The following is a 17,002-nucleotide window of genomic DNA, read 5'->3' as shown; positions in this document are numbered from 1 at the left end:
TGATTTTGGTGATGGCTGTATGCATAAAGTTCTCCTGGAAAAAACCTTACCCTTTGATCCTGCAAAAAAGCTGCCTTATTGCGTCATTGGCAAACGTGCTTGCCCACCCGAAGATTGTGGTGGTATCTGGGGCTATGCAAATTTATTAGCGATACTAAACAACCCAGAACATAAGGAATATGAAGAAATGCTTGAGTGGTTAGGGGATGAGTTTGATCCTGCCTATTTAGGTAGAAGAGAGATCAATCAATTATTACTGGAATATTGTCGTTAAAACCATGATTCTTTCCTTAGCTTATTTGCCAGAAATACGGGTAGGGCGAGGCTAAAGCCGCGCCCTACAGTCGCTGTTTCGCTTGCTTAATAAAGTATGAAACACTACCTGTTGCTACTTATCAGCACCATTCTGGTCAATAATTTTGTACTGGTCAGGTTTCTCGGGCTTTGTCCTTTTCTGGGCGTTTCGCGTAAATTAAAGTCTGCTGTCGGTATGGGACTGGCGACAACCTTTGTCTTAACCCTTGCTTCTGTCAGTAGCTATCTGTTGTATCAATACTTGTTATTACCTCTGGATTTGCAGTATCTACGCACAATTAGCTTTATCGTTGTTATTGCCGTGGTGGTACAGCTTACCGAAATATTAATGCATAAATTCAGCCCGCTATTACACCGTAAACTGGGCCTTTATCTGCCCCTGATTACCACTAACTGCGCAGTATTAGGGGTCGCTCTAATTAATTTGCAGCAGGCTCACGGCTTTATCGAGTCTATTGTCTTTGGGGTGGGAACGGCTTTAGGTTTTACTCTGGTACTGGTTTTATTTGCCGCACTAAGAGAACGTATTGATGCTGCTGATGTTCCCGCACCTTTTCGGGGGGCATCAATAGGTCTGATTACCGCAGGCCTGATGTCTATGGCTTTTATGGGCTTTATTGGGCTGGCTTAATGTTATTCTTATGTGTCTTTTTTGCCTTACTGGGCCTGGGCTTAGGCTACGCCGCCAGATATTTAAAAGTTCAGGGCGAGCCATTGGTTGAACAGATCGATGCGTTATTGCCACAGACTCAGTGCGGACAATGCAAATATCCCGGCTGCCGCCCTTATGCACAGGCTATCGTTGATGAAACAGCCGAGATCAATCAATGCCCTCCCGGCGGCGAGGAAACGATTGCTGCCTTAGCTAATTTACTGGGAGTCGCGACCCAACCTTTAAATGCCGAATTTGGTGAAACCAATGCTCCCGCAGTCGCCTTTATTATTGAACAGGACTGTATCGGCTGTGTTAAATGTATTCCTCCTTGTCCCGTTGATGCCATATTAGGCGCATCGAAACAAATGCACACGGTTATTGCCTCTGAATGTACCGGTTGCGAACTGTGTATTGCGCCATGTCCTGTTGATTGCATTATTATGCGCCCACTAGCCCCCCCCCCGGGGCAGTGGCAATGGACAACTCATCATGATTAAGCAATGGAAATTTCCTGGCGGTATAGCTCTGGGCGATCATAAACAAACCACAGAAATAAGAGACACGGCTCTGCCCGCTGAATTAATTTACCCTTTATTACAACGCTCTGATTGCTATGCCACAGCTACAGTCTACCCAGGGGAACGAGTTCTTAAAGGGCAGGTTATTGCCACCCAGAAAAAACCTTTAACTACTCCGGTGCATGCTGCTAGCTCTGGCGTTATAAAGGAAATAGCACCGCATCTTATCGCACACCCTTCAGGCCTGACAGATAGCTGCATTGTCATAGAAACAGATGGCCTGGATGAAGCGCTACCTGCTAACCCTTGCCTGGATTATCACCTAGAAACAGCTGAGAATTTACGCATAAAAATTGCTCAGGCTGGCATAGTCGGGCTAGGTGGTGCAGCTTTTCCAACAGCGGAAAAGTTGCAAGCTCTCCAGCCCATACACACCCTTATTATTAATGGTGCAGAGTGCGAGCCTTATATCAGTTGTGATGCAAGTTTAATAGGCTCGCATGCACAGCAAGTCGTACAAGGCGCGCTAATCATGCAATACATATTGCAGGCAGAACGCTGCATTATTGCCATAGAAAATAATATGCCCGCTACCCTGCAAGCATTACATGAAGCGACAAGCCAGGAAAGTATTCAAATAGTAAGCGTTCCCGCTATTTACCCCACAGGCGGCGAAAAACAATTAATTAAAGTTTTAACAGGAAAAAAAATCCCTGCCAATTCACTACCGACTGATCATGGCGTAGTCTGTCAGAATGTGGGCACAGCCTTTGCCGTCTATCAAGCAATTATCCAGGGAATACCATTAACTGAACGCATTATTACCATTACTGGCAAAGGGATAAACCACCCAGGAAATTTACGGGTAAAAATTGGTACACCAATAAAGTATTTAATCGAACAGTGCGGCGGCTATAGTCAGAATATACAGCGCCTGATTATGGGTGGCCCAATGATGGGAATTGCACTTAGCTCAGATGATATTGCGGTGATTAAAGCGACTAACTGTCTGTTAGGAATGACAAACAATGAGTTAGCCGAAAGTCAATCAGCCATGCCCTGTATACGTTGTGGTGACTGTTCCACAGTCTGTCCCGCTGAGCTGTTGCCTCAACAGCTATACTGGTATGGACGTTCCGGACAGCTTGAGCAATGTCAGGACTATCAATTATTTGACTGCATAGAATGCGGTTGTTGCGATATAGTCTGTCCTAGTCATATACCGTTAGTGCAAAGCTTCCGCAGTTCAAAAGGCGAACTTATAATAAAAGAAAAACAGGCAGCTCAAGCTCAACTGGCCAAAAAGCGCTATCAAAATCAGCAACAACGCAGAGAGAAAGAACAGCAGGATAAAATAGCTAAAGCAGCAAAACGTCAGGCCGCGATTGATAAAATAAAAGCTGCTGCCGCTAAAAGAAAAACGCAAGGAGTATAATATACTTCTCGCGGTCACTACTGCGGATTTCTAACAGCTGAGTTTTTGCCGATTGCTGCGTTGCTGAAACAGTTACGTAACTAGCTATGCGCCTATTTCAGCGCACCCGTGGCCGCGTTAAGTATAAATTGGTTTTTTTATATACTCATTGCGAAATTCTTCAGCGTTAATTAGTTCACTATATAAATATGCAATTTTCAACTAGCTGCTCGCCTTTTACCCCAGCCAATACCAGCGTTAATCAGCTAATGCGCCAAGTTCTTATCGCCTTGCTGCCCGCATTAGGCACTATGTTCTGGCTATTTGGCTATACGGTTTTGCTACAGTTACTGCTAAGCAGTATTACTGCACTACTTGCAGAAGCGCTATGTCTCTGGCTAAGAAAACGCCCTATTAAAGTTCATTTATTCGATTTAAGTGCGCTGATTACAGCCGCCCTTTTAGCGCTCGCCATCCCAACTATTGCCCCCTGGTGGATTAGTGTCAGTGGCACTCTATTTGCCATTATTATTGCCAAACAGGTTTATGGTGGACTGGGGTATAACCCTTTTAACCCAGCTATGGCGGGTTATGTATTTTTATTAATATCCTTTCCCCAGCAAATGACCGCATGGCAGTCTCCCTTTTTATTTCTGCCTTTAAGTGACTCCCTGCAATTGATCTTTTCTGGTCATTTAGTCATTGATGGGCTTAGCTCGGCGACTATTTTAGATCATATAAAAACACAATTAAGCTTAGGCTTGTCACTAACCGGAATACAATCATCAGCTCTTTTTGGCAATATCGCAGGGAAAGGCTGGGAGTTGATTTCACTGGCTTATTTATTAGGCGGGCTTTGGCTTTTATATCGTAAAGTCATCAGCTCGCATATCCCTGTCGCTGTCCTGTCAGGCTTAGCTATTCCTACCAGCATTCACTATCTTTTAGATACTGGCTCGGCAAACTCAGCACTATTTCAATTGCTCTCCGGCGCAAGTTTATGCGCTGCTTTCTTTATTGCTACCGACCCTGTGAGTGCCGCAACCAGTAATTCAGGTCGTTTGATTTATGGCATATTGATTGGTCTGCTAATCTATATTATTCGCACCTGGGGCGGTTATCCGGATGCTATTGCCTTTGCTGTATTATTAGCAAACCTTAGCGCGCCAGCTATTGATTTTTACACGCACCCAAAACCATTAAAGCAACAACTATGAAGCCCTCGTCACCCGCGAATGCCGCGCTACATATTGGCCTGTTTTCATTTATGATTGTCGGTCTGGTTACTCTGGTATTCCATGCCACAAAAGACAAAATTGCAAACAATGAACGTCAGACATTAATAAGCAGCTTACAAACTGTTCTCCCTCAAGATAGCTATGATAATGACTTGCTTAATGATGTTATAAAGATCCAGCCCTATACAATTTATCGGGCAAGAAAAACAAACCAGCCCATTGCTGCTATTTTTATTAGCACGACACCCCATGGCTATAACGGTGATATTCGTTTACTGATCGGTATTAATATTGATGGAAAGATAACCGCTATACGAGTTCTTAAACATAAAGAAACTCCGGGGTTGGGCGATAAAATTGAAATCAAGAAATCTGACTGGGTGCTAGGTTTTAAACATAAATCATTAAGCGATATGTCTTCAGCACAATGGGCTGTCAAACAGGATGGTGGTAGCTTCGACCAATTCACGGGAGCAACCATTACCCCGCGTGCGATAGTTAATGAAGTGAAGAAGACAGGGCTGTTTTTTCAACAAAACCAGCAGGTTATTTTTCAATAATGGCAAATAATACGCAAACAATTATCCGTAACGGCCTATGGCAGAATAATCAGGCGCTAGTTGCATTACTAGGCCTATGCCCCTTACTTGCCGTTAGTAATACGGTTATTAACAGTCTGGGCCTGGGCATTGCTACTACCTTAACACTAGTGCTATCAAACGGCCTGGTCTCATCATTACGGCGCTATATCCTGCCGGAAATTAGATTACCTCTTTTTGTATTAATGATCGCCGGTATCGTAACCATCATAGAATTACTAATGAATGCCTGGTTTTACGAACTTTATAAGACATTAGGGATTTTTATTCCACTTATTGTCACCAATTGTGCCATTATCGGTCGTGCTGAAGTTTTTGCCTCAAAAAATCGCATCCTGCCTAGCTTAATAGATGGATTAGCAATGGGGCTAGGATTTAGTTTTGCTTTGCTATTACTTGGAGCTTTTAGAGAAGTTTTAGGGGCAGGGACTTTATTTTCCCAGGCAGATCTACTTTTTGGTGAGGCCGCGAGTCACTGGCAAATCAATGTATTTGATGACTACTCAGGCATGTTATTAGCACTACTTCCACCTGGGGCATTTATTGCTTTGGGACTATTAGTCGCCGCAAAAAATGCAATTTCGAGCAAATTATAATATTGGTAAGCGTAAAATACCCTCTATGCCTTACACAAGAGTATAATTTAGCTATTTCATATTAATACGGTGACCACATGAAATTACTGGTACGCAATCTTACCCGCAACACCACCGAAGCAGAACTCCGGACACTTTTTGAAGCTTATGGAACAATTCAATCTTGCACTCTGGTGCTAGACAAAGACACTGGAATATCCAAAGGTTTTGGCTTTATCGAGATGCCTAAGTCCGGAGAGGCAAAATCAGCCATAAAAAACCTTAATGGCAAAGATGTTGCGGGTAGTAAAGTCCGCGTTAAAAAAGCAGAATCTGGCACTACTAAGAACTCAGGCAATGAAGATGGAACAAGCGAATAAGCCGCGTAATCAGGATCCATTACATGGCATAACGTTGAAAGAGATTGTAACTCAGTTAGTCGCGCAATATGGCTGGGAAGAATTAGGTCGCCTTATTAATATTAAATGCTTTATCAGTGACCCGAGCATTTCATCTAGCCTTAAATTTCTGCGCAAAACGCCCTGGGCACGACAAAAGGTTGAGGCACTGTATTTGCGTAAGGAGTGAGGATATTAATAATATCTGAAAGTTTGACGCAGAACTTTTGTTCGTTTTCAAGGCGTAGCAATATAAGGTAGATTATTTATTGCGCGTTACCTTATACTATTTATATGACAAGCGTACGACCAATTGTTTCTATATAGGAAACAATTTATAGTCTTTTAGTCTTATTGTAAATACCCATAACTTACTTATAATAGCTGTGTGGGTTTAGACAAGCCCATGTATTTTAATTAAGAGGATTTATTTATGAACGATTTATACAAAGATATTTTAACTGGATTGGTATTTCTAATCGGCCTGCTTGGTTTTGTTTCAGGTGAATTTATCATCTCATCAACATTATTTGCTACTGCAGCTATCGCTAGTAACGTTAATGTAAACCGCAAAAAGAACAAGACTGGAAATTTTGCATGAAAATAAAGTCCGCTTCCGAGCGGCTTAAACAAAAATCTAAAGACTTCCTTACTTATTAAAGTTTGGAAGTCTTTTTTTTAGCTTAGAAAAAACATTTTCTTCATATTTAGTGCTTTATATCAGCCTACATCTCAATAATTTCAGGCTCCTGTATTGCAAATACAATTTAATTAACCTGAATTTCCTGTACAACACCTTTATCCGCCAGAAAAATAGTACTTGCCAACCCTTGGAAAATACCATGTTCAACAACTCCTGGCGTAGCGTTTAATAAAGCATCTAATTCAGCGCTATCCTGTTTAGATTTAAAACTCATATCCAATACTAAACTGCCATAAGACGTTACTGCCAAACCATTGCCATTAGTATTTGGCCGCAAATCTCCTGTGCCACCTAATTGCTTTAGGCTTTGTTGTACCAGTTGCCAGGCAAAAGGCATGACTTCAATTGGGATAGCAAAATTCGCACCAATATGCTCAACCATTTTACTTTGATCAACCAGCACAATAAACTGATTGCTTGCTCTGGCTAACAGCTTTTCTCGCACCAGGTCAGCACCACGGCCTTTTAATAAAGCATTATCAGGCGACACTTCCTCAGCGCCATCCACATATAAATCCAGATGTGTTAAATGTTCTATTGCAACCAGGGATAACCCAAGGTTCTGAGCCTTAAGCATGCTAACAACAGAACTAGACACACAGCTAACTTGCAGACCTTCCTCCTGTTGACGCCGTGCCAGTTCGCTAATAAAAAAATCAGCTGTTGACCCTGTTCCCAATCCGACAGTCATGCCATTTTTAACGAGCCTAGCGGCATGCTGTGCTACTAATTCTTTATCATTCATATACAATTCCAGATAGACACAATGCCCTAACTATTTAGCTAACGAACATCCATACGCTTATTCAATCTATACACTGCGGCATTACAATTGCTGAATTTTACTGAGCATAGCCTGGGCATGACCTTCATGGTTTACTCCATACAAAACTTCAACTAACTTGCCTTGTTTATCAATAATAAAAGTAGACCTAAGAATAGCCATCTTGGTCTCGCCATTCTTTACTTTTTCCTGCCAGACACCATAGTTTTCACATAACTCTCCACTTTCATCAGCTAACAAATCCAGTTTTAAGCCAAATTTTGCAATAAAAGCAGTATGACTGGCACAAGAGTCTTTACTTACGCCGATAACCACAGTATCCAGCGCTGCGAATTCATTTGCTAAAGCAGTAAAGTCATTGGCTTCAATAGTACAGCCAGGCGTATCATCTTTGGGATAAAAATATAACACAACATTTTTATTACCTTTAAATGAAGATAACTCAACAAGTTGATTATCCTGATTTTTTGAACTAAATTCTGGCGCAGTTTGGTTTATTTCTAGCATAAAAACTCCTAATTATTTTATAACGGTGCAAACCTGATTATCACTGAATTCTAATCGCAAATAAACCTTAAAATAAGTCTACGAATAGACTCCAACTCAGAGAAGCAAGCTCAATACCCCAAAGAATCAAAGTTCAAACCAAGTTGTAGCCCGTATGGAGCTTACGGAATACGGGAACTGTTCACCCTGCACTATGTAAGTTCCATGCAGACATGAATAGAATTAAAAAGAAAACTTTCGGAAATTATTATGCTTCCGGCTTTCCAGCATTCAATTTTTAAGGGCAGATAAAACCGGAAATCTAAAAATAAGCACGCCCAGCGACCTTTGACCTGTTTCAACAACCCCACCGATACAATATTTTGTGCCCATGGATATTTGCTTTGGTTCGACTTGGCCGCGTGGTCAAAAATTGCTTCACAACCGAAGATTTTCTTGCCTACTTTAGTGATAATGGAGTCATCCAAACCAACCAATATGCGGCCATCAGTTTCAGGGGACGGGATTAGCCCCCAGATAGTTTGCCATAGCCCAGCCCACGGTAGCGTTGGAGAAGCCATGAAAGTGTAAAATCGCTTATTCTTGATCTCAAACCCAAACAGCGTATCAAGGCAACGCCAAAGGTTAGATGTCATCGACGACGTAAAGGGAACGATAATGGACAGGATCGTGTAAACAAACAGAGAGGCTCGTTCGCGGCCTAAAGTGGTTTCGGAAAAATGATCTTGAAGCGGGAGTAAAATATCGCGTAAAATGAACATGAATGAGGCCGTTTTGTTTGTATAATCAATGAGTTAACATCTTTTATTATACAGTAAAAACAGGTCTCATTCATCATTAACCTGTTGTTTTTTAAGTAAATTCAAGGGTTTTAGCAAACGGAATGCCAGTGTTATTAGGGAATGCTAATATTTATTAAAAATAAGCACTAACTAATATTCTTATGCTTTAAAAACTAGGAAACTTCAGTTTTATAATAAACCCCGGTTTCTGAGCCGGTGGAAATAATGATTTTTTTCGGTGGCGGCGGTGCAACAAACTGATAGGCAACCCAGAATCCGGCAATAACTAATAATATAGCGGGGCCAAAGCTAATTAGAAGGTCTTTATACGACCTTTTAGATGCATTCTTAGACATCGCTCCATCCTGTAATTGATATGGCATTAATGATTTTTTCACAACGTCTAATCATAATAGCCCTTATTATTAACTATGTATAGGCTAGCAATAACAGGGGGAATTTTTACTACTGACGGGTTAAAGCCACGCTCTACAGATAATCTGTTACTTAAACCTAGAAAAATCAGTTGTCCACGTTTTCTAGCACAAGCTCTTGATTCCACAGCACTTCAAAAAAATGCCCGCTTAACCTATGGGTGAAACTAAGATTTTTTTAAATCACTGTGAAAGCAATACCTTGCACTATAAATTCGCATTCAACTGATTTTTCTAGGTTAAACAGAGAGTGAATAATTACGACAAGCAAATTTTGAATGTTATAAAATCAGCGCTCTTGATTAAAAAGGCTTCCCTACTCGTTCATATCTAAATGCAAGCAACAGAACTTCCCTTACGCGATATACATTTACCTGAGGCAATCAGTTGGTGGCCACCTGCTATAGGCTGGTGGATTTTAGCAGTGCTAATTCCTCTTTGCGCCTACTTAAGCTATAAGTTGTACAGACATATTACTCGTAAAACAGCGTTGAAAGCAGCAAAAAAACAATTTAAATGTCTTAGACAGGACCAACAATTAACTAAGCAAGAACAATTAGTTGCTATATCCAGTTTAATGCGCCGCACGGCAGTTAGCCTATATCCACGCGCAGATGTTGCTAGCTTAACAGGAGAAGACTGGCTGAACTTTCTGGATAAAAGTATCCCTAATCGTGGTTTTAATAGTGACACCGGCTGGTTATTAACTGATGCCATTTATAGCCAAACTACTGATACACAATTCCTGGGTTCTTTATTTAATTTATGCGAAGCCTGGTTAAACGCACAGAAAGAGCCTAAAACATGATTCATTTTGCATGGCCCTGGTTATGGCTAATCCTCCCTCTACCCTGGTTTATCAGGCGTTTTTTTCCAGCTGCTAACACTGCCGAACAAGCCGCACTTAAAGTGCCTTTCCTGGAAGATTTTGGCGTAGCACAAAGTCAACAAACGACCCTATCAAATAAGCCCTGGCTATTATGGCTAGCTATCGCAGCATGGTGTTTATTGATATTAGCGAGTACACGCCCCCAATGGCTAGGCGACCCAATAGAACAGGGTGTTAGTGGACGTGACTTAATGTTAGCTGTTGATTTATCCGGTAGCATGAAGGAACGAGATTTTATTGTTAATAATCAGGCAGTAGACCGTTTAACCGCGACTAAAACTGTGGCTAATGAGTTTATTGAAAGACGTGTTGGAGATCGCTTAGGGCTTATTTTATTTGGAACCAACGCCTACTTGCAAACACCTTTAACCTTTGACCGTAAAACAGTACAAATTTTATTAAATGAGTCTGCTTTAGGCCTAGCCGGTGAAAATACCGCGATAGGAGATGCAATCGGCCTTGCAGTAAAACGCCTACAATCTCAAACAGATAGCCGAGTATTAATTTTACTCACCGATGGTGCAAATACTGCTGGCGAAGTATCGCCGATCAAAGCAGCTGAAATTGCCGCACAACATCACCTAAAGATATATACCATCGGTATTGGTGCTGATGAAATGATCGTACGCAGTTTTTTCGGCTCACAAAGAGTAAATCCTTCGCGCGATTTAGATGAAAAAACATTAACAGTCATTGCGGAAAAAACCGGGGGACGATATTTTCGTGCCAGAAATACCGACGAACTAAAACAGATCTATCATCTATTAGACGAACTAGAACCCGTTGAGAAAGACAAACAATTCTTTCGTCCACGTAGCGAATTATTCTTTTGGCCACTATCTATTGCGCTACTTTTAGTTTCAATTATTAGCTTCACACGAATACGATTGACATGACATTCAGCGAATTTCACTTTATTAGACCTTATTGGCTCCTGGTTTTTATTCCCTTACTGGTTTTTATTTTTCTTAGCGTTAAAAGTAAATTACGCCAAGGAAGCTGGCAAGCTGTCTGTGATGCCGATTTGTTACCCTTTGTGTTGCAAGAAAAAGAGTCCAGGCAAAGCCATATGCCTCTGATTACCGGCAGCCTAGCCACCATCCTTGCTATTATTGCTCTGGCAGGCCCAACCTGGCAGCGCATACCGACTCCAGTATTCAGGAATGCTGCAGCTTTAGTCATTGCTCTGGATTTATCGCGTTCTATGGATGCCGGAGATATTAAGCCCTCTCGCTTAAAGCGTGCTCATTATAAAATTTCCGACCTGTTAAAAAAACGTCAGGACGGACAAACTGCCTTAGTGGTTTATGCCAATTCTGCCTTTACCGTCACCCCCTTAACCGATGATACAGAAACCATAAATAGCCAATTATCAGCTTTAAGTAGTGATATTATGCCCGCACAAGGGAGCAATAGTGCTTTGGCAATTAATAAATCTGTGGAACTTTTTAAAAATGCAGGCCTACAAAAAGGGCAGATTTTATTGATTACCGATGACGACCAGATTGAGCAAGCATTGCAACAGTCAGAATTACCGAGTGCTTATCAACTTTCAATCCTGGGCGTGGGGACTAACGAAGGAGCGCCGATTAAATTAGCGCAGGGCGGTTTTTTAAAAGATAGCAGTGGCAATATTGTATTAGCTAAATTAAATAGCCGTGCCTTACAAAAAGTTGCTCTATCAGGCGGGGGTATTTATCAGCAGATTACCGATACTGATGCAGATATAGAAAGGCTAAGTAGTCATTTTGAACGCACGGCTAAACATGGAGAGGCTCTGGAAAATGATTTGCTACTGGAAAACTGGGTAGAGTCAGGTGTCTGGCTATTATTACCGATTTTATTTTTATCTGCTTTTTCATTTAGGCGTGGTTTATTAGGTCTAGCCTTTATTTTTTTACTACCTATCCCCAAAAACAGTTACGCCTTTGAATGGCAAGATCTATGGCAAACTAAGGAACAGCAAGCACAGCAACAATATATAGATGGCAACTATCAGCAAGCAGCAGAGCAATTTTCTGACCCAGCCTGGCGCGCAGCTGCACAGTATAAAGCCAACACCAAAGTAGCAGAAGAAGAAACTTTGCCACAGGCAACGACGGATACCGGTTTTTATAATCAGGGTAATGTTTTAGCTAAATCAGGGCAGCTAGAAAAATCAATCGAATCTTATGAGCAGGCGCTAAAACTTAACCCGGATAACCAAGATGCTCAATACAATAAGGAACTCGTTGAAAAAGAACTAAAAAAGCAACAGCAGCAACAAAATCAAGATAATAAAGACCAAAATAAAGATCAATCTGATAAGCAGCAGAATGAACAAGGCGAACAGTCAGAGGGCGACCCGGAACAACAAGATCAAGACGGGGAACAATCTGAAAATTCACAAGAACAACAAGAACCTGAAAACAATGATCAGCAGGATAGTAAACCTGAACAAGAAAATGACCAGGAAGCTGAGAAAAAAAGCTCTGAAAGTAACAAGCCTGAAGAAGAACAAGCTGAAAGCACACAAGCAAGTGAAGAAGATATTCAGGATAGCGAACAGCAACAGGCAAATGAGCAATGGCTCAAGCGGATACCCGATGACCCGTCAGGCTTATTAAAGCGAAAATTCAAATATCAATACGGTCGCCAGCAGCAACGTAAAAATAGTGCTCAACAATGGTAAGAAAATCTCTTAAAAACGTATGAAGCCTAGTTTTAGAAGGTTGAAACAACACCTTGTCACTGTTTTGATTTACCTGATATTTACGTAACGAAACATAGCTGCATAAGCTGGAGTTAAAAATAAAATGCAAGTAGGAATGATTGGTTTAGGTGCCATGGGTTTAGGCATGGCACGCAATATTGCCAAGTCTGGCAATTTAACACAGCTATGGAACAGGACACCTGAAAAAGCACAAAAACTGGCAGAAGAGCTGGGTATTGAAGTATCTCCATCTCTTCAGCAACTAGCCGCTAGCGTAGACATTATTACCCTGTGTGTTTCTGCTGACCCAGATGTGCTAGCTGTAATTAATACGATGCTGGAAAGTATAAAGCCTGGGACTATTGTTATAGATATGTCGACAGTAAGCAGCGAAACAGCAAAAAAAGCAGCCAGATTATTGTCCAGCAAACAGGCATATTTTATAGATGCCCCTGTTTCTGGCGGCATAGAAGGAGCTAAAAATGGCACGCTGGCAATGATGGTAGGTGGCGATCAATCTATATTAGAAAAGGTAAGCCCTATTTTAGAGCCCATGTGCTCACGCATTATCTATATGGGGCCTACAGGCTCAGGCCAAGGGACCAAAGCCGTGAATCAGATTATGGCAGCAGGTATCAACCTGGCTGTTACTGAAGCCCTGGCATTTGCTCAAGCGGAAGGACTCCCACTAGAAAAAGTAATTGAGGTAATCTCTGGTGGCGCGGCTGGTAACTGGTTTTTAAAGCACCGGGGGCTAACTATGACCCAGCATCAATATCAACCGGGATTTAAAGTGGCCTTACACCATAAAGACCTGAAAATCTGTCAATCCATGGCAGAACAGAACTCGGCTGATTTAGCATTAGTCAGTCAAACCATTCATGACTACCAGCAATTAATGAATGAAGGTTTTGGCGATGAAGATATTTCTGCCTTATACCGCTTAAAACAAAAATAGCCTATTTAAATTTTCCCTGCTCTAGAATTCCTGCCACCTAGAGCTGGAAGGTTTTTATATTTTTGTTCCGTGTCATCATTAACAAATTCAACCCTCTTTTTTATTTACGTAGTATAAATGAATAACCGTACTAGATCCCCCCCGCGCGTTGAATTGTATAAGCTAATAAATAGCTTTATTCCATCACTTTTTTCTTAAAACTGTTTTGATCTCTGCTGGTAACATCATAGCCCATGGCCTTATATCCTTTTTCACGCTTTTTAAACATCCGCTGTAGCATGGGTAACGATGAGTCCACATAATCAAATATCGTAACCAGGTCTTTACCTTCTGATTCACGGTGTATTCTTCCTGCATATTGCGCTAATGTGCCTTTCCAGGAAATTGGCATCGCAAGAAAAAGCGTATCTAGTCTAGGAAGATCAAAACCTTCTCCTATATATTTCCCCGTGGCAACAATCACTTGCGCCTGATTAAGTTGTTCATTAGCTTCTTTGCGCTCTTTAACGCGCATAGCCCCTCTGAGAATAACTGTTTTAAATTTTTTGTCGATTAGGAGTTGATTAAGCAATTCTGCATGTTCTCGCCGTTCTGTCAGCACTAATGGACATTTCCCTTCTTTTATTTGCCCAGCTACATCATTAACTATTCGCTTATTTCGCTCGCTATTCTCTGCAATCCAGCTATAAGCATCAGCAATATGCGGTCTACTATCTGGCTGAGTAAGGTTACCGGGTGGGTGGCAATATAACGGCAGTACAACAACTCGCTGCTCAAATTTATTTGCATGATCTATTTTGACTTTGTGCCGAATAGGGCCTGCCAACATAAAAACAATCTTTTGATGACCGTCTTGCCGATCTGGGGTGGCCGTCAGCCCTAATACATATTTTGCTCGCACTTCATTAAGCACCATTTCAAAGCGTGGAGCTGAAATATGATGACATTCATCAATAATAACCTGTCCATACCCCTGTATTAATAGGTCAACCGTGTTATCTTTCATGTTTATGAAACTTTGATAAGTGGCGATATCAATCTGACCAGATGGTTTTTTCTTACCGCCACCGATAATACCGATTTCGGTACCAGCTAAAAATAACTTTAAACTCTCCTGCCACTGATCGAGCAGCTGTCGGCTATGCGTTAAAATCAAGGTATTCACCTTTCTTTTAGCAATAATCCCGATTGCCGTGACTGTTTTTCCAAAGGCAGTAGGCGCATGTAAAACACCCGTTTGATGTTGCATCATTACATTAACAGCTTTGCTCTATTCTTTCCTTAATTTGCCTAGAAACTTTAACGCACTTAGCCTTGCCCCTTCCTGTCTTTTATCATCAAACTCTACCTGAATAGCTTGCTGTTCAAGTAAAGCAATAACCTCATCGAGGCAACCCCTCGGTAATGATAAATAACCTTGTTCAATTCGCGCACAAGTGGTGTATCGAGGTATTCCATGGGTTGAAAATCGTAAGGCCTGAGTTTTGAAGAATACAGGGTTAGAGAAGCTTGCCAGGCGCTTTAGCCTGGTAATCAAAACGCCAGGGAGTGCATCCAGTTTGATATACAAGTGGTTGGCTAAGGTAATAGTGACTGCTTTAGGACAGTTTTCGATTGCTATTGGACTTATTGCCGCGCCTTGATCCCATGGCATAATTTCATCAATAACCTCCCTATTAGCTGGGCTAATGATCTTAATTACTTTATGCAATTGTGACTCTGCTACTCGTTCTAGCTGAGATAAAAATGCCCACTGATCAGAATAAGGCTGCAATTGTTCATTAACAAATAGACTATTACCTTGTTGTCTAGCTTGATGCTGCAATGGCAGTGCGATTAAATTACCAAAACCGCCTTCCGGCAGTATATCTTGATTGGGAAATAAGCGATCATAGGACTCAAATGGGATCTTGGGATGAATCTCCATCGCTTTATCAAGCAAACCAAAACCTAATGCTCGCGCATCTTTAGCCTGCACAGGTTCAGCAAAAAATATCCACAGATGCGCTCCATTCCCCGAGCGAGATATTTCCAAGGCATAGGGAATATTAAACTCCCTACAGGCTTGTGCCATCGCTCTGACTGCGTCTTGCCAGCCCGTTTTGTCAAAGTCTGCAGCCAATAAATGACAGCTATTGTTCTCAAGTAGCGGATACAGACCGACAACTTGTTTACCTAAAAGGTGTTCATAAATAGCATGCTCATCAAGTACTTTATACTGCTTGTGGGAACACACACTGCATTTGACTTTTGGCTTGTTACATTTACCTGGCAGCCATTCGTTATGACAGACAACTGAATAGCCACTTCTTCCTTTTACATTTTGCCAGCGATTAGCAAATATATCGGTACGCCCTTTAAACAGCTCTTGAAATAGGTATACTTTTTGGTCTGTGCTAAATTGCTTACTCGTTGGTTTGTCGTGAATTTTTAGATTATTGATCGCAACTTGCCTTTGTAATAGTTGCTGTTTTTCTTCCTCAAGCTTCTGAAGACGCAATTTTATAGACTGTAGTTCTTCCGCTGTATTATCTTGTTTTAATTTTAATGGATTAAGTTCATTCATTGTTTCCAGGTGCCTTAATAAAAATACCTAATATCAAAAATGAGAATAGGCACTATATTAAATGCGAGATACCAAATCTGATAAGACCATCAATCTTAATTATTATCTGCACAGTTAAGTGTGTCTCCTAGGACGATTTATTCTGTGGATTCATCATCGCGGCTTAATTTTGCCAAGTCATCAAGAACCGTATCTGACATAATAATTTTTCTCTTTTTGTGTAACTTAACAACATTAGGATCAAAATTTTCCAATATATCCTGGTAATTCTCATCCAGAAAATATTTGGCATCACTGGTTTCGTGTTCTAGTTGTTTTTCAACGACAGCATAGTCAGCCAACAATGAAGCACAGTCGGATAAAAAATATCGCCAGCGCACCTTCTTTAAGGTTTCTTCATTGGTGAAAATAAAACTGAGATGTGGATCATTATCCCAATTATGATCCTGTGTATAAACAGCAGGGGCAAGTTTTGAATTTGACTTGCTAATACTCAGCCAGCGTTCCTGTACATAGAGAACCAGCGATTATTTAATTCTTTCAACTGCCTTTCAACTGCCTTTCAACTGCCTTTCAAGTCCGTTCGCATCTTCCTGCATATCTCAGAACATACCGCCCTTTTCTTGTTGACCATGATTCTTACACCTCAACCAGTGTATGTGGAATTAGTTGATCAATATAATCTCTACCCGCCTCTTCAATACCATCACATAACTGCGTTGCAACAGATGTAAATGTTGCATAATAAAAGGGCTCTATGTGAATCCTAGTGGGTAGTGCGATAATAATACCATGAATAATGAATCTTTATTTAGTATGGCTTTAGGCTTACAATCGCCTTGGAAAGTGGAAGAAATTATCTTTTCAAACGACAATATTTTAGAACAGAATGAACTTCATTTGCAGATAGGTTTTGAACCAGGCGCCCGTTTTGCTGATGAATCGGGGGTTCTCTGCCCAGTGCATGATACAGTC

The 17,002-nt window shown here is 41.2% G+C and carries 18 protein-coding genes and 3 pseudogenes; 15 read left to right on the top strand and 6 right to left on the bottom strand.

What is annotated here, in order from left to right; genetic code table 11:
* From CDZ78_RS09255 to CDZ78_RS21855, 10 genes are all read left to right on the top strand, one after another.
* The coding region (locus tag CDZ78_RS09255; RefSeq protein ID WP_140413962.1) for a plasmid pRiA4b ORF-3 family protein at positions 1-274 on the top strand (274 nt) is incomplete at its 5' end.
* Positions 275-370: 96 nt separating this feature from the next.
* Complete coding sequence (rsxA, locus tag CDZ78_RS09250) at positions 371-946, top strand: electron transport complex subunit RsxA (protein ID WP_087869763.1); 576 nt, start codon at positions 371-373, stop codon at positions 944-946.
* Complete coding sequence (gene rsxB, locus CDZ78_RS09245) at positions 946-1,467, top strand: electron transport complex subunit RsxB (RefSeq protein WP_087869762.1); 522 nt, start codon at positions 946-948, stop codon at positions 1,465-1,467. Before rsxA ends, rsxB begins: the two co-directional genes overlap by 1 nt.
* The gene (gene rsxC, locus CDZ78_RS09240; RefSeq protein WP_087869761.1) at positions 1,460-2,923 is read left to right on the top strand and encodes an electron transport complex subunit RsxC; all 1,464 of its coding nucleotides are present in this window, start codon (positions 1,460-1,462) and stop codon (positions 2,921-2,923) included. Before rsxB ends, rsxC begins: the two co-directional genes overlap by 8 nt.
* Positions 2,924-3,111: 188 nt before the next feature.
* A complete protein-coding gene (locus CDZ78_RS09235; protein WP_087869760.1) occupies positions 3,112-4,119 on the top strand; it encodes an RnfABCDGE type electron transport complex subunit D in 1,008 nt (335 codons plus the stop codon).
* Positions 4,116-4,700, top strand: coding sequence for an electron transport complex subunit RsxG (gene rsxG, locus CDZ78_RS09230; RefSeq protein WP_087869759.1), 585 nt, complete (start codon positions 4,116-4,118; stop codon positions 4,698-4,700). Before CDZ78_RS09235 ends, rsxG begins: the two co-directional genes overlap by 4 nt.
* Entirely contained in the window at positions 4,700-5,335 is a 636-nt protein-coding gene (locus tag CDZ78_RS09225; RefSeq protein WP_087869758.1) for an electron transport complex subunit E, read from the top strand. The genes rsxG and CDZ78_RS09225 overlap by 1 nt, the downstream gene beginning before the upstream one ends.
* Before the next feature lie 77 nt (positions 5,336-5,412).
* A complete protein-coding gene (locus CDZ78_RS09220) occupies positions 5,413-5,694 on the top strand; it encodes an RNA recognition motif domain-containing protein (RefSeq protein ID WP_087869757.1) in 282 nt (93 codons plus the stop codon).
* Positions 5,672-5,902, top strand: coding sequence for a VF530 family protein (locus tag CDZ78_RS09215; protein WP_373862462.1), 231 nt, complete (start codon positions 5,672-5,674; stop codon positions 5,900-5,902). Before CDZ78_RS09220 ends, CDZ78_RS09215 begins: the two co-directional genes overlap by 23 nt.
* 243 nt (positions 5,903-6,145) lie before the next feature.
* Positions 6,146-6,313 carry a hypothetical protein gene (locus CDZ78_RS21855; protein ID WP_167374232.1) on the top strand — a complete coding sequence of 56 codons (168 nt, stop codon included), beginning with the start codon at positions 6,146-6,148 and terminating at the stop codon, positions 6,311-6,313.
* Positions 6,314-6,479: 166 nt separating this feature from the next.
* Here CDZ78_RS21855 and rpiA read toward each other — a convergent pair whose 3' ends face one another.
* The 4 genes and pseudogenes from rpiA to CDZ78_RS09195 all read right to left on the bottom strand — a co-directional run bounded on the left by rpiA (position 6,480) and on the right by CDZ78_RS09195 (position 8,886).
* Positions 6,480-7,160: a ribose-5-phosphate isomerase RpiA gene (gene rpiA / locus CDZ78_RS09210; RefSeq protein WP_087869755.1), complete on the bottom strand. Its 681-nt coding sequence runs from the start codon at positions 7,158-7,160 to the stop codon at positions 6,480-6,482.
* Positions 7,161-7,241: 81 nt separating this feature from the next.
* Positions 7,242-7,706 (bottom strand): peroxiredoxin, encoded by a 465-nt coding sequence (locus CDZ78_RS09205; protein ID WP_087869754.1) that lies wholly within the window; start codon positions 7,704-7,706, stop codon positions 7,242-7,244.
* Between the two features lie 284 nt (positions 7,707-7,990).
* A pseudogene (locus CDZ78_RS09200) lies at positions 7,991-8,467 on the bottom strand (IS701 family transposase); the annotation flags it as partial.
* Positions 8,468-8,661: 194 nt separating this feature from the next.
* Positions 8,662-8,886, bottom strand: a complete 225-nt coding sequence (locus tag CDZ78_RS09195; RefSeq protein WP_140413961.1) for a hypothetical protein — start codon at positions 8,884-8,886, stop codon at positions 8,662-8,664.
* A gap of 370 nt (positions 8,887-9,256) precedes the next feature.
* Between CDZ78_RS09195 and CDZ78_RS09190 the strand changes: the two genes are divergently transcribed.
* The 4 genes from CDZ78_RS09190 to CDZ78_RS09175 all read left to right on the top strand — a co-directional run bounded on the left by CDZ78_RS09190 (position 9,257) and on the right by CDZ78_RS09175 (position 13,461).
* On the top strand, positions 9,257-9,730 hold the full coding sequence (locus CDZ78_RS09190; protein ID WP_087869751.1) for a DUF4381 domain-containing protein: 474 nt from the start codon (positions 9,257-9,259) through the stop codon (positions 9,728-9,730).
* Positions 9,727-10,707, top strand: a complete 981-nt coding sequence (locus CDZ78_RS09185) for a vWA domain-containing protein (protein WP_087869750.1) — start codon at positions 9,727-9,729, stop codon at positions 10,705-10,707. The genes CDZ78_RS09190 and CDZ78_RS09185 overlap by 4 nt, the downstream gene beginning before the upstream one ends.
* Complete coding sequence (locus CDZ78_RS09180; RefSeq protein ID WP_087869749.1) at positions 10,704-12,482, top strand: VWA domain-containing protein; 1,779 nt, start codon at positions 10,704-10,706, stop codon at positions 12,480-12,482. The genes CDZ78_RS09185 and CDZ78_RS09180 overlap by 4 nt, the downstream gene beginning before the upstream one ends.
* Positions 12,483-12,606: 124 nt before the next feature.
* Entirely contained in the window at positions 12,607-13,461 is an 855-nt protein-coding gene (locus CDZ78_RS09175) for an NAD(P)-dependent oxidoreductase (protein WP_087869748.1), read from the top strand.
* Positions 13,462-13,636: 175 nt separating this feature from the next.
* Here the strand turns inward: CDZ78_RS09175 and CDZ78_RS09170 are convergent.
* Together CDZ78_RS09170 and CDZ78_RS09165 are read right to left on the bottom strand one after the other, a co-directional pair.
* Positions 13,637-16,027: pseudogene (locus CDZ78_RS09170) on the bottom strand (TOTE conflict system archaeo-eukaryotic primase domain-containing protein).
* A 137-nt stretch (positions 16,028-16,164) separates the two neighbouring features.
* Positions 16,165-16,407, bottom strand: coding sequence for a hypothetical protein (locus tag CDZ78_RS09165; RefSeq protein WP_087869747.1), 243 nt, complete (start codon positions 16,405-16,407; stop codon positions 16,165-16,167).
* A gap of 412 nt (positions 16,408-16,819) precedes the next feature.
* On the opposite strand from CDZ78_RS09165, the pseudogene CDZ78_RS09160 reads away from it, so the two are divergent.
* Positions 16,820-17,002: pseudogene (locus CDZ78_RS09160) on the top strand (ISL3 family transposase); the annotation flags it as partial.

The organism is Bathymodiolus platifrons methanotrophic gill symbiont (assembly GCF_002189065.1).
In the GTDB taxonomy this organism is placed as follows: Bacteria; Pseudomonadota; Gammaproteobacteria; order Methylococcales; family Methylomonadaceae; genus Methyloprofundus.
Note: the sequence above shows the minus strand (reverse complement) of the source record. Positions and strands in the feature narration are given on the sequence as shown.